Annotated in this window: 13 protein-coding genes; 7 read left to right on the top strand and 6 right to left on the bottom strand. The window is 52.2% G+C overall.

Annotated features, from left to right (window positions below; translation table 11 throughout):
- Positions 1 to 22 precede the first annotated feature (22 nt).
- The 3 genes from RDO88_RS05250 (at position 23) to RDO88_RS05240 (ending at position 2,179) form a co-directional block, all read left to right on the top strand.
- Positions 23 to 1,027: a zinc-binding dehydrogenase gene (locus RDO88_RS05250; protein WP_307758375.1), complete on the top strand. Its 1,005-nt coding sequence runs from the start codon at positions 23 to 25 to the stop codon at positions 1,025 to 1,027.
- A 61-nt stretch (positions 1,028 to 1,088) separates the two neighbouring features.
- Positions 1,089 to 1,850 (top strand): EFR1 family ferrodoxin, encoded by a 762-nt coding sequence (locus RDO88_RS05245; RefSeq protein ID WP_307758374.1) that lies wholly within the window; start codon positions 1,089 to 1,091, stop codon positions 1,848 to 1,850.
- 116 nt (positions 1,851 to 1,966) lie between these two features.
- Positions 1,967 to 2,179, top strand: a complete 213-nt coding sequence (locus tag RDO88_RS05240) for a hypothetical protein (protein ID WP_307758373.1) — start codon at positions 1,967 to 1,969, stop codon at positions 2,177 to 2,179.
- Between the two features lie 214 nt (positions 2,180 to 2,393).
- Here the strand turns inward: RDO88_RS05240 and RDO88_RS05235 are convergent, their stop codons facing one another.
- Both RDO88_RS05235 and RDO88_RS05230 read right to left on the bottom strand, forming a co-directional pair.
- Entirely contained in the window at positions 2,394 to 2,723 is a 330-nt protein-coding gene (locus RDO88_RS05235) for a DUF4907 domain-containing protein (RefSeq protein ID WP_307758372.1), read from the bottom strand.
- 34 nt (positions 2,724 to 2,757) lie between these two features.
- A complete protein-coding gene (locus tag RDO88_RS05230) occupies positions 2,758 to 3,825 on the bottom strand; it encodes a kelch repeat-containing protein (protein WP_307758371.1) in 1,068 nt (355 codons plus the stop codon).
- Positions 3,826 to 4,058: 233 nt separating this feature from the next.
- On the opposite strand from RDO88_RS05230, the gene RDO88_RS05225 reads away from it, so the two are divergent.
- A complete protein-coding gene (locus RDO88_RS05225) occupies positions 4,059 to 5,375 on the top strand; it encodes a DUF4270 family protein (RefSeq protein WP_307758370.1) in 1,317 nt (438 codons plus the stop codon).
- A 5-nt stretch (positions 5,376 to 5,380) separates the two neighbouring features.
- On the top strand, positions 5,381 to 6,592 hold the full coding sequence (locus RDO88_RS05220; RefSeq protein ID WP_307758369.1) for a hypothetical protein: 1,212 nt from the start codon (positions 5,381 to 5,383) through the stop codon (positions 6,590 to 6,592).
- A 15-nt stretch (positions 6,593 to 6,607) separates the two neighbouring features.
- Here RDO88_RS05220 and RDO88_RS05215 read toward each other — a convergent pair whose 3' ends face one another.
- Both RDO88_RS05215 and RDO88_RS05210 read right to left on the bottom strand, forming a co-directional pair.
- Positions 6,608 to 7,351 (bottom strand): LytTR family transcriptional regulator DNA-binding domain-containing protein, encoded by a 744-nt coding sequence (locus tag RDO88_RS05215; protein ID WP_307758368.1) that lies wholly within the window; start codon positions 7,349 to 7,351, stop codon positions 6,608 to 6,610.
- A 118-nt stretch (positions 7,352 to 7,469) separates the two neighbouring features.
- Positions 7,470 to 7,874 (bottom strand): PH domain-containing protein, encoded by a 405-nt coding sequence (locus tag RDO88_RS05210; RefSeq protein ID WP_307758367.1) that lies wholly within the window; start codon positions 7,872 to 7,874, stop codon positions 7,470 to 7,472.
- Positions 7,875 to 7,974: 100 nt separating this feature from the next.
- Between RDO88_RS05210 and nadB the strand changes: the two genes are divergently transcribed.
- Positions 7,975 to 9,567: an L-aspartate oxidase gene (gene nadB, locus RDO88_RS05205; RefSeq protein ID WP_307758366.1), complete on the top strand. Its 1,593-nt coding sequence runs from the start codon at positions 7,975 to 7,977 to the stop codon at positions 9,565 to 9,567.
- 309 nt (positions 9,568 to 9,876) lie between these two features.
- Here nadB and RDO88_RS05200 read toward each other — a convergent pair whose 3' ends face one another.
- Positions 9,877 to 11,865 (bottom strand): glycoside hydrolase family 97 catalytic domain-containing protein, encoded by a 1,989-nt coding sequence (locus tag RDO88_RS05200; RefSeq protein ID WP_307758365.1) that lies wholly within the window; start codon positions 11,863 to 11,865, stop codon positions 9,877 to 9,879.
- Positions 11,866 to 12,112: 247 nt separating this feature from the next.
- The gene (gene rbr / locus RDO88_RS05195; protein WP_307758364.1) at positions 12,113 to 12,691 is read right to left on the bottom strand and encodes a rubrerythrin; all 579 of its coding nucleotides are present in this window, start codon (positions 12,689 to 12,691) and stop codon (positions 12,113 to 12,115) included.
- A gap of 245 nt (positions 12,692 to 12,936) precedes the next feature.
- Between rbr and RDO88_RS05190 the strand changes: the two genes are divergently transcribed.
- Positions 12,937 to 13,236, top strand: coding sequence for a DUF4884 domain-containing protein (locus RDO88_RS05190; RefSeq protein ID WP_205094729.1), 300 nt, complete (start codon positions 12,937 to 12,939; stop codon positions 13,234 to 13,236).
- The last annotated feature ends 52 nt before the right edge of the window (positions 13,237 to 13,288 follow it).

Below are 13,288 nucleotides of genomic sequence, written 5' to 3'. Positions count from 1 at the left end.
TAATACTCAATGACGACATCAAATGAAAGCTGCGCAAATCAAGAAATATTCAAAGGAAATCAAAGTTTCCGTAAATGAAGTTCTTATTCCAGAACCAAATGACAATGAAGTTCTTCTGAAGGTTATGGCTGCTGCTGTAAATCCGTTGGAAATTCTTCAGCTGACAGGAAGCGTGAGGCTGATACAGGATTACAAAATGCCTCTTACATTGGGAAATGAATGTTCAGGTACAGTGGAAAAGGTAGGGAATAACGTAAAAGACTTTCATGTGGGTGACTGGGTTTATACACGGCTTCCCATAAAGAAAATAGGAGCCTTTGCCGAATACGTCACCGTTGACCATGAAGCACTGGCTAAAATGCCTTCGGGTTATGAATTTACAACTGCAGCCGCAATACCATTGGCAGGTCTTACAGCCTATCAGGGACTTGTTGAAGAACTTGAAGTCAAGCCTGGAAAGACACTTCTCATCACAGGTGCTTCTGGCAGTTTCGGACAAATAGCTGTACCCATAGCAAAGTCCATGGAGCTTCGTGTTATCGTGACTGGGAACGAACGTTCCAAAGAGAAACTTATTAAAATGGGGGCTGACCAATACATAGACTATAAGAAGGAAAATTATTGGGAAGTCCTCTCCGACATAGATTATGTGATTGATACGTTGGGGGCAAAAGAATTTGAGCATGAGCTGTCTGTCTTGAAAAAAGGAGGGCGGTTACTCAGTTTGAGAACTGCTCCCAACAGGATGTTTGCAAAACGAAATGGTTTTTCATGGTTAAAGAGCCTACTGTTCACGCTTGCCGGAAGCAAATTCGATTCAACAGCTCGTAAACAAGGCAAGGAATACCGATTCCTGTTTGTCCGTTCTGATGGAGAACAGCTTAAACAGGTCACAGAAATCGTAGAAAAATACCAGATCATGCCTGATATCGATCCAAGAATATTCTCTCTGTCTCAGATAAACGAGGCACTTGAACTTATGGCGAATGGAAAACTAAACGGAAAAATTATCATCCAGATGCAATGAAGGATACAGAAATGAATGCAAAGTAAGCAGAATAAACAACAACAAAAAGGATATACAAGATATGAACATTTATGAAATTACTTTCAGCCCGACCGGCGGAACAAAGAAGGTAGCCGACTGCCTGGCAAATGAGTTGGGACGGGACATCCAAAACATTGACTTGTCAAACGGTAACGAAGATTTCCATCGATTCTCATTGACAAATGAAGATATAGCCATCATTGCTGTCCCATCCTATAGCGGACGAGTACCTTCCACTGCCGCAGAACGCATTTCAAGGATACAGGGCAACGGTGCAAAAGCCATTATAGTTTGCGTTTATGGCAATCGTGCCTATGAGGACACTTTAGTGGAACTTCAGGACCTTGTACAGCAGGCCGGATATTCAGTCGTATCGGCAATAGCAGCCATTGCAGAACATTCAATAGCCCATAGATATGCTGCGAACAGACCTGACAAGGATGATTGCAGACAATTGAAAGAATTTGCCGGCAAAATCAAAGAAAAACTGAAGAAAAATGATTTCACGACTCCTGCCATACCCGGCAACAGACCCTACAGAAAAACAGCAAAGGCAGGGATAGTACCTAAAGCGACGAAAGCATGTACCGAATGCGGCCTCTGTGCTTCCAGATGTCCTGTCGGTGCCATCGACAAAAACAACCCGAAGAAGGTGGACAAGAAAGCCTGTATCTCATGCATGCGTTGTGTGTCAGTATGTCCTCATCAGGCAAGAAAGGTGAACGGATTGCTCCTTACCATCGTAAACAGGATGCTCAAGAAGGCGTGTACTGCACGAAAAGAATGTGAACTGTATCTTTGACATGCAAAGCTATCGGATCACACGACGAATGATGCTCTGCATTTTTCATTGACAGATTGACACTTTGATTTTCAAACCGCCCGAGAATCGCTTGTTTCGACCCGAAGGCAAGGCCGATGGAAAAGAACGGATCGCGGAAGGGCTTACCTGCTCACCGACAAGCCGATAGCGAAATCCTTACAAAAATTCTGGAAGAAAAACGGGGCGGAAAGCCGCCCTTCAAGGCTTCGGAAGCCCGAAAGCAGAAGTCCCGAAGCCCGAAAGCAGGAAAAACATTGCTTTTTCCCTCGGAAAACAATGCTTTTCCCGAGAGAAAACATACAACTTGACGAGGGAAAACATACCATCTGACGAGGGGAAACATACACTTTGACCCGCTTGAACGAACGTTTTCACATCAAAAAAGGCTGCCGGCGCCCTGTTTTCCCCTCCCGTTGACACGGTCTGAGGAAAGGCGCTGTCAGCCCAAAGCCGCTTTTGCCGACATTTTGCCGGCCGGAGAGCGGAAAACATGACACGGTGATTCGTGGCGGAAAGATGCGCTCAGTCGCCGTCCAAGGCCTGCCGCACTTCCTCACGGCTCACCGTGGGCGACTGGCCCGCGTCCAGCTTGTCGCGGACGATGTGCCCTATCTTCAGGGCATCCTCGCGCGTGGCAAAAGGCTTCCGCTCGCCGATGGCGGGGATGCACGACTGGCGTATCAGCGTGTCGTGCCCGTGCAGGATGACGTAGCCATAACCGCCTTCCACCTCCAGCAGCCTGCATTTCCAAATACTCTGCCTATCGGACGACGTGCCGCCCCGACAGGCAGACAGGCATGCCGCCACGAAGAGCAGCACGCCTGTCCTTGTTATCCACCCAATCTTATCCATAACCTAATTTATACCTAATATCCAGTGGATGAAATCACACTTCTTCCTGCTCGTCGGGAAGCAGCTCATAGACGTCGTCGAAATAACTTCCGCCCGACTGGCCGGTCAGGACGAAGCCACGCTCACCGTTGGAGAAGGATACGGCTCCGTCGCGCGAGGAGGCACCCGAGTAGTTGTTGTGCACATCGGTCAGCGGCGTGAAGTCGTCGTCCGAGTCGCCGTACCACAGGTCCTGGTCGGGGTCGTACTTCCAATAGTCGGCCGTCACACCGCTCCGATAGCCGGTGGCAATGTAGGCATAGCCGTCGATGACGAACGACACCGTACTGTAGCGGGCGATGGCATAATCATCATCATAGTCTTCGTCGTCGTTGGTGTTGGCAATGTCGCGCAGCTGTGTCCACGTCGAGCCGTCGAACTTCCAGAAGTCGGTCAGGTTCGTACTGTTGTCCGTACCGCAACACACGTAGGCCACGTCGTCGATGACAAAGGCCGTGCCGTAGGCCCGCTTCTCGGGACCACCGCCATTGCCCGCATCCTTGGTCCATTGCGAGCCGGCCGCCGCATTGGGGTCGAAGCGGTAGAAGTCCTTGTAGCTGCCCTGCGTGTCTTCGTTGTAACCCGTACCCACGTAGGCATAGCCGCCAACGACGAAAGCCAGGGCACCGTCGCGCGGACCGCCCTTGAAGTCGTCCTTCTGCGTCCATGCGTCTGTCGAGGGATCGTACTCCCACGTGTCGGCCACGTAGTTCGAGTAGCTGCCGTCCTTCACGGAGCCCGTAGTCACATATCCCTTGCCGTTCAGGGCGAAAGCCGTGGCATACTTGCGGCCCACGGTCGGCATGTCGGCCAGTTGTTCCCAGTTGTTGTTGTTCATGTCGTATACCCAGAGGTCGTTCATATATTCCTTGTTCGCCCCGCGGAAGCCTCCGCACAGGTATCCCTTGTCTCCGATGGTGAAGCTGCAGGCATAGGCGCGCGGCTCGGCCTCGAAGCCCGAACGCTTCATCCATTGTCCCTGCGTGTACTCGTCGTCGTCCGTACAGCTGCTGCCAGCCATCAGTACCAGCGGCAGCATCATTCCCAATAATAATCGATTCATATACATATTAAAAGTGTTTGATAACTGTTTTTCCGTCACTATTCGGGGGCGAAAATAGGTCACACGGCGGATGTATGCAAAAAGAACCGACCAACAGGGCCCAATATCCGACAAACGCACTTCCAGGGGCCGCCGAAAGCATTCGACGGCAAAAACGCCCCGCCCGCCGATTTTGGTAGGAACATACCCTGTTTTTCCTTTTCCTTTGCGGAAAAATATGAAAACCAAGCGTCATGAGAAAATTACTGTATAGCCTGCTGGCAGGCATCCTCGCCTGCTACGCCTGCCAGGACAACAATTCGAGTCTGGGCAGCAGCCTGGTGGAGAGTTCGTTTCAGAACGTCTTCTACAACAGCTGCACCGTAGACCTGAGTACCATCCGGCGGGACTCCATCGAGACACGCGAGGACACCATCTGCCACTTCGGCCACTACGCCGATACCCTCTGGGGCGACGTGACGGCCACCTACTATGCCGAATATACGAAAAACACCTTCAGCACCTCCGACGGCCACGACTACCAGTTCGACTCGCTCGTGCTGCGCATGATACCCAGCGGGCATTACTGGGGCGACACCCTGACACCCCAATACATCTCCGTCTACCGCCTGAAGCAGCCCATCGTACTGGACAACGACCAGGACCTGTACACCACGACCCCCATGGCTACGGAAGACGTCCCCCTGACCCGTTTCCGTTACCTGCCCCAGCCCGGCCGCGGGCGCGAAGTGGAGGTGCGCCTGCCCGACGACATGGGGCGCCAGCTGCTGACCGACATCCTGACCGAAAACGATTACCTCGACACACAGGAAAGTTTCAAGAAAACCTTCCCCGGCCTGGCCTTTGTAGCCGAAGCGGACGGCAGCTGCATCACGGGCTTTCTGGTGAACGACTCCTCGATGAGCATCAACCTGCACTACCGCGACATCTCCAACCAGACCACGGAAAGCAAGCTGACCTTCAGCGTCAATACCGAATATGCCTATACAGGCGTATACCAAAACAGAGCAGGTACTCCCCTTGACACCCTGCAAAGCGGCATCGAAAACCTGATTCATGCCAGCAGCATGGGCTATCGGGCCTATCTGCAAGGGCTGACAGGCTATTACAACCAGATTGAATTCCCCGACCTCAACGATCTGCAGAGCGCAGGCGAAATCGTTTCCGTAGAGAGCGCCACGCTCTACCTCTACCCGCTGGCCCGAAGCTACAACGAAGTGAGCCAGCTTCCCGAAGAACTGCGCCTCTACATCACCGACGAGAACAATGTGCTGGAAGGCTACGTCTACGGCAGCGACGGTGTGACGGTACAGACCGGCAACCTGACCGTCGACGAAATGTACGGCCGCGAAACCTATTATACGTTTGACCTGACCGAATTCATACGAAACAACTTCGGAACCTGGGGTACCAAGCGGCAGAAACTGCTGATGAGCCTGGAAGAGGGAGAGATGGCCACCACCTTCAACCAGGTGATATTCACCAACAACCCCGAGCAGGACCGTCAGTGCCGGCTCGACATACGAATCAAAATCTACAACGAACAATGAAACAGATGGAACACAATCACAACCGAATCATCCTATGGCTGTGCGCCTGCCTGCTGCCCTGCCTGAACCTCCTGTCGCAAAACACCACCAACCTGCCCACATCCATGTATGGCGTCGGTGAACTCAGTGCGGCCGACGGCGGACGCTATGCCGGCCTGGGCAACATGGGCATCGCCCTGAACCGCCCCGGCTTCCAGAATACCCTGAACCCCGCCGCCATCACGGCCATGGACACTACCTGCTTTACCTTCGACATCGGCGTGACGGCATCCTACGCCCGCTACTCCTTCCTGAGCGACCGCAGCTCCAACCTGACGGGCAACCCCAACCGGCTGAGCTTCGGCTTCCGCGTCATGCCACGCTGGTATGCACTGGTAGGAGCCACTCCCTACAGCAGTGTGGGCTACCTCATCCAGACCGAAGAAGAGGTGGAAGGCATGCCGGGCCAATATCTCTACTCCACCTTCGAGGGCACAGGCGGGCTCTACCGTTTCTACGTGACCAATGCCTTCGCACTGACCAGCCGCCTCTCGGTAGGATTCAACCTGGGTATGGTCATGGGAACGGTGACGCAAAGCGAAACACAGGAAAACGCCACAGTCCGCTACGAGTCGTCCAAACGGGCATTCTATACCGACTTCGGCCTGCACTACCGTTTCGGCGGAACGGGCAGAAGCTGGGAAGTGGGAGCGGTATTTGCTCCCTCGATGAAGATAGGCCACGACAACCGGCTGACCTACTCCAACTCGTCGACCAGCGAGGGCGTGGACAAGAACTATCACAGCCGTACGCAATACCTGCCCATGCACATCGGGGCCGGCCTGACTACCAGCAGCGAATACTGGACCGTCAGCATGGACTACAACTACGTGGACTGGAGCCGCAACACGTCGGCCTATACCTCGATGAAGTACGAGAACCAGCACAAGCTGAACCTCGGTGTCATCTACCTCACCGAGCCACGGAAGCCACGCTCCACCGAACTGATGGCAGGCATCGGCGCCAGCAATTCGTATATCAACCTGAAAGGAGGAAAAATGTATTACCTGGAGGGTAACATCGGTGTAAGCTTCCCCCTGCGCTACTCATTCCTGGCGCTGGGGGCCACCTGGCGCCAGCAGGTCAACCTGCGCGACAACCTGATGCAGGAAAGCCGCTTCAGCCTGAACCTGAACCTGACGTTCGGCGAACGGCTGTTCCGGTCGAAACTGAAATAATGCAATAAAGAAGGATTACAGCACGGAGAGCCTCGATACGTAACGCTTCACCTGTTCGCGGTAGGCATTGCCGATGGGGATCTCCTTGCCTCCCACTACGACGGTATTGGCACCGATGGTGTCGATGCAGTTCTTGCGTACAATGAAAGAACGGTGTACGCGGATAAATTCTCCCTCCGGAAGACGCTCTTCCATACACTTCATGCAGCAAAGGCTCATGATGGACTTCGCATCGGTCTGCGTATAAATCTTGACATAGTCGCCCAAGGCTTCGATGTAGCGGATTTCCTTCAGTGTCAGCCGTACGATGCGGCTGTCGGCTCTTACGTAGAGAGATTGGGGCACGTCGGGCATCCGTTTCTTTTCGCCGGTGGCTACCGGCGCAGCCTGCAGGGTGAACCAGCGGGCCGCCTTGCTGACCGACTGGAAAAAGACCGAAAAGTCGAAACAACCCGCCAGGTAATCGAGCGCGTCGAGGCGGAAACACTCGGCGGCATAGCGGTCGGTGTCGGCCACAAAGATGACACGGGTGGGCAAAGACAGCATCCGGCAGAAATCCATTCCTCCTATCCCGCCCTCTTCGGGGTCACAGATACCGACGAAATAGACTTCGACCTTCACTTCATAATAATCTTTCAATGCTTCGAGCGGATTGTCATACGTACCGCGTAAGGAAAGAAATGGCACCTTGCCGATATATTCCTCCAATCTACGTACAACCTCTCCATCAGCATGCAAAATGGCACAATTCAAATTCATATCCGTATGACTTGTTTTTGGACAATAGACGTACGGACTTTGAAAAGACTGCTCGGCCAAGGAAAGAATTTAAAATTCTTTATGAAATAACATTCCCATCAGGTGCTGCGTCAGGGCGTCAGGAAGCCGTTTCCCGCCTCCGCTTCTCCAACGCACGTATGAATTCTTCTTCGTTGACGGGCTGGAGGGCATCGTGCTTGCCATCTTTATAGACCACCAGCACATAGCGCACCAGCGCACGGCCCGCCACCTGCATGGACGAACGGCGCTCTACCGACACTACCTCGGCCAGCGAGCGCTCACGACGGCGTGAAAAACGGCCTTCGTAAACGACCAGCCGCCCGTCGGCAGTCAGCGTATAGGTGGTATGAATGATCCTTTCGATGAAATGGAGCAACAGGATACCCCATAGTACAGCTATCAAGATGTACTTCACCCACAAGCAATAAACCAGCATGAACGTAAACATAAGCAGCGCCAGATAACGGGCCGCACCCACACGGGCATGGAATACTCTGTCCATCGTTTCTCCTTTTTTGCGGTAAAGGTATGGATTTTCGGCGGCAAAGCGCACAAACAACGCACTTATTTTGTAGTTTTGCAACCAGCTAATACATATTGTTATGGTAAGAAAGTTCGATTTCCTCGTCATCGGCTCTGGAATAGCCGGTATGAGCTTCGCCCTGAAAGTGGCGGAAAAGGGGACGGTAGCCCTCATCTGTAAGGCCGGAATGGAAGAGGCCAACACGTATTTTGCACAGGGAGGCATCGCCTCGGTGACCAATCTGGCCGTGGACAACTTCGACAAGCACATCGAAGACACCATGATAGCCGGCGACTGGATCAGCGACCGCGCCGCCGTGGAGAAGGTGGTGCGCAACGCACCCGAACAGATCAAGGAGCTCATCAGCTGGGGGGTGAACTTCGACAAGAAGGAAGACGGGACCTTCGACCTGCACAAGGAAGGCGGGCACTCGGAGTTCCGCATCCTGCACCACAAGGACAACACGGGAGCCGAGATACAGACTTCGCTCATCGAAGCCGTGAAGCGGCATCCCAACATCAGCATATTCACCGACCACTATGCGGTGGAAATCATCACACAGCACCATCTGGGCATCATCGTGACGCGCTACACGCCGGGCATCAAGTGCTATGGCGCCTACGTGCTGAACGAGGCCACGGGCGAGGTGGACACCTTCCTCAGCAAGATAACCGTCATGGCTACGGGAGGTTGTGAGGCCGTCTACCGCCACACCACCAACCCGCTGGTAGCCACGGGCGACGGCATCGCCATGGTCTACCGCGCCAAGGGAGCGGTGAAGGACATGGAGTTCATCCAGTTCCACCCCACGGCCCTCTACCATCCGGGCGACCGTCCCTCGTTCCTCATCACCGAGGCCATGCGCGGCTACGGCGGCGTGCTCCGCACGATGGACGGTAAGGAGTTCATGCAGAAATATGACCCGCGCCTGTCGCTCGCCCCGCGCGACATCGTGGCCCGCGCCATCGACAACGAGATGAAGCTCCGCGGCGAAGACCACGTCTATCTGGACGTCACCCACAAGGACCCGGAAGAGACGAAGCGCCACTTCCCCAACATCTACCAGAAGTGCCTCAGCATCGGTATCGACATCACGAAGGACTACATCCCCGTAGCGCCCGCCGCCCACTACCTCTGCGGAGGCATCAAGGTGGACCTCGACGGGCAGAGCAGCATCCGCCGCCTCTACGCCATCGGTGAATGTTCGTGCACGGGCCTGCACGGTGGCAACCGCCTGGCCTCGAACTCGCTCATCGAAGCCGTGGTCTATGCCGACGCAGCCGCCAAGCATGCCCTGAGCGTGCTGGAGCGTTACGACTTCAACGAAGACATCCCCGAATGGAACGACGAGGGTACCATCACGGGCGAGGAGCGTGTGCTCATCACGCAGAGCATGAAGGAGGTGAACCAGATTATGGAGTCGTACGTGGGCATCGTGCGCAGCAACGTGCGCCTCACCCGTGCCTGGAACCGCCTGGACATCCTCTACGAGGAGACCGAACGCCTCTTCAAGCGCTGCAAGGCCACGCGCGAGCTGTGCGAACTGCGCAACATGATCAACGTGGGCTACCTCATCACGAAGCAGGCCATGGAGCGCAAGGAGAGCCGCGGCCTGCACTACACCATCGACTATCCGCACCATGCCGACGAGGCCGACGGAAAGAAGAAATGACAGCCGGTTGTAAACATTAATCGCAATCAGACAAAAACATTCCCTTCACCGGCCTCAGACGGTTTCGGCAACGATTCACGGGAATGTTTCAAACATAGGGGGCTTATGTTTCAAACATAGACCCCTTAGGTTTGAAACATAAGGCCTTTATGGTTGAAACCCGTTTTTTGACAGGATTGGGCGAAAACCCCAGTTTGTAAAAACAAATTCAATACATAAAATCAAAAAAACAGGCTGCCCGCCATTGACATGAATCCAGTCAATGCGGGCAGCCTGCTATCTTCTGATTATTTTCACTGACAATTTACATCAGTCTATCTTCATCACAAATCCTCCTCCCGGAGCCAAAGAGACCTTCACCGTTCCTTCGGCCGAAACCGAAGTTTCCGATTTCTTATAATCACGGGCTGCACGATGGGCATTGATACCGTCTGTAAACATTTCGATTTTCTTTGATTGTACGCCCGGTATAAACGACAAGTCCACATCAAGTTCCGTAGCATCCCAATCATTGATTCCGCCTACATACCAGGTATCGCCGCTACGACGGGCCGTTACAATGTACTTGCCCATCTTGCCCTTGAGGATTCTGGTTTCGTCCCATACGGTGGGAACCGACGCAATGAAGTCGGTACATTCCTGCTCACGGGCATAGTTGGACGGCGAATCGCAAAGCATATTGAACGGAGAATCCAGAACGATGTACAATGCAAGTTGACGGCACCTAGTTCCCTGGCTCATCGGCTCACTGTTACAAGGATGATAATTGGACCGGGTGGCATTTCTCATGGCTCCCTGTGTATAGTCCATAGGACCTGCCACTTGTCTGAGGAAGGGTATCATGACATCGTATTTCACCTGGTCAACGCTCGACGGGCTCCATTTCATCTGTTCCAGTCCATGCACACCCTCAAAGTTAAGGACATTGGGATAAGTTCTGTTCAGGCCGGCAGGCTTTGAGGTACCGTGCAGGTCGAGTATCATCTTGTATTTGGCACACATGGCCGCCGCCCTGTAATTGAACGCTGTCATATCCTGGTCGTCGCGGTCCATAAAGTCCACCTTGAAGCCTTTCACTCCCAACTCGGAATAATGGCGGCATACGTTCTCCATATCCCTGTTGAACGCATGGTAACCTGCCCAAAGAATGATTCCTACATTGCGTTCAGCCCCGTAGTCCACCAGTTCTTTGATGTCTATATCCTTCACCACCTGCATCAGGTCGGCCTTCAGGTTTACAGCCCAGCCTTCGTCAAGGATTACATATTCTATGCCATTCTTGGATGCAAAATCGATATAGGCCTTGTAGGTATCGTTGTTCACACCGGTCTTGAAGTCGACCCCGTCAAGATTCCAGTCGTTCCACCATTCCCATGCCACTTTTCCCGGTTTTATCCATGAGATATCATCCACTCTGGAAGGCGCTCCAAGAAGATAACTGAGGTTGGTAGCCGCGATAGTGCGGTCATCGTCCGACACGACGGCTATTCTCCACGGCAAAGAGCGTTTGCCCTCTATTTTCGCAATATAGTTTTCACGGCCCTTCACCAGCATCTGAAGCCGGTTGTGCCCTCCCTGCTCCACCTTGGAAGGACAGGCAGCATGAACACCCACAAGGCTTCCTCCCTTGCTTCCCAGCAGATAAAGGCCGGGGTAGTTCTCCAGATGACTCTCTGTGATACACACTTTCACGTCATCGCTTGCCTGTACCATCAGAGGCAGAAAAGCCAGACGGGCCGGATTTACTTCCGACACCTTACATTCCGTATAGGTATTCTCGAAAGAATTGAAGAACTGCGATTCGAAATTCCCGTCCTTGCCCCGGTTTACATAGGGTACATAGGCCAAGTCATCATGGTCGAATCTGTATTCTACTGATTCCGACTTGATGTTGAACGGCTTGCTGTTTTCATTGACAAAACGATAGGCTATACCGTCATTGTACATTCTGAACTCTGCCTTCCACTTCTTGTCAAATTCGAGCACAATCTCGTTGTAGTGGTCCTCTATCTCAGCACTTCTATAAAACGGCGAAGCGACGACTTCACGCACTTCTCTTTCCTTTACCTTTCTGACCTTGGACTTTATGCCCCAAACATCACCATTTTCCAGTGTGACATAGGCCGGAGAACGGTGCATCACCTGAACATCCTTGTAAAGGATATCGTAGGACAAGGTGTCGCCTGTCATAATCGTCGTCTTGAGATTACCGTCCGGAGAGGTCAATGAATACTGCTTTTGGGCGTAGCCGGAAGTGATACACATTCCGCACAATGCAAAAAATAATGCTTTTTTCATGATATCTGATATTCTATGTTATTGGTTCAAATATAAACAGTCCCGTCCGAAGTCATTATCTTATGAATATGTTATCGGAGGAGCCGCATCTTACTCTTAATTCGTATGCAAATATACATATTTCCCCATAACATCCTAATTCAACCCTCAACACATTGAGATTCCTCCCAAAAGAAATCCGCCATTGACGTTGGTTTTGTCAATGGCGGACTTGCTATTTATTGGCTTTATTTATCTGTACAGAATCTTACCAGTTCTCTTTCTTCACTTCGAAGTAAGCCTGCGGATGGAGGCAGGCGGGGCACAGTTCGGGAGCTTCCTTGCCTACATAGATGAATCCGCAGTTGCGGCACTGCCAAACCACTTCGCCTTCCTTGGCAAATACAGTAGCGTTCTGGATGTTGTTTACAAAAGCCTGATAGCGCTCTTCGTGTCCCTTTTCGGCTACGGCGATGTTGCGGTACATCAAGGCGATTTCGGGGAAACCTTCCTCATCTGCAATGTCGGCAAACTTGGGATAGTCGAGCGACCACTCTTCGTGCTCGCCTGCAGCGGCTGCCTGAAGATTTTCGAGCGTCGTACCGATAACTCCTGCGGGATAGCTGGCCGTAATCTCTACCATGCCGCCTTCGAGCCACTTGAACATGCGCTTGGCGTGCTCCTTCTCCTGCTCGGCTGTCTCCATGAAGATAGCGGCAATCTGTTCGTAACCTTCCTTCTTGGCTACACTGGCAAAGTAAGTGTAACGCATACGTGCCTGCGATTCGCCGGCAAACGAAGTCATCAGATTCTTCTCTGTGCGGGTTCCTTTGATACTCTTAGTCATAATCATTCAGTTTTTAAAAGGGTTAATATTTTGTTCTTGTTGATTTCTGTGTTGCAAATGTAGGCAAAAGGCTTCAAATGCCTTGCATCCAACCTTATCGGATTTTTCTATCGATTCATAAATTAAATCTATCAAACGCCGGACAGCTTGTGACATTAACAATAATTGTCGACGGTCACATGCTATAAAGAAACAAATATCACTATCTTTGGGTTCATAGAAACTTCATAAATATTCCATCGGTCATGAAAATACATCTCAGTTCTCTCCTTTTGCTGGCTTTGGCCTGCATCAGTTTTTCCGCCTGTTTCGTACAGCGTTCCGTTTCGGTCAGCAAAGCCGTCAACAATCCCGACTATACCGTCAGCTACCTCTTCGAACACGACGGATGCCGCGTATACCGCTTTTATGACACCTATTCGGGCAGCTACGTCTACTTCACCACACAAGGTGACGCAACCAGCATCCCTAACGACTCCACACGCCAGCAAACGGTGACTTACCGTCATCGGAACAACGACACATTCATAAAAAAAGCGGAATAATAGCAGCCATTTGGGTTATTTTACCTAATTTTGCACTTTCTTTTCAAAAGGA

It is taken from the genome of uncultured Mediterranea sp., assembly GCF_902493215.1.
Classification (GTDB): domain Bacteria; phylum Bacteroidota; class Bacteroidia; order Bacteroidales; family Bacteroidaceae; genus Bacteroides.
The sequence above is the reverse complement of the archived record's forward strand: the minus strand, read 5'-3'. Positions and strand labels throughout refer to the sequence as shown.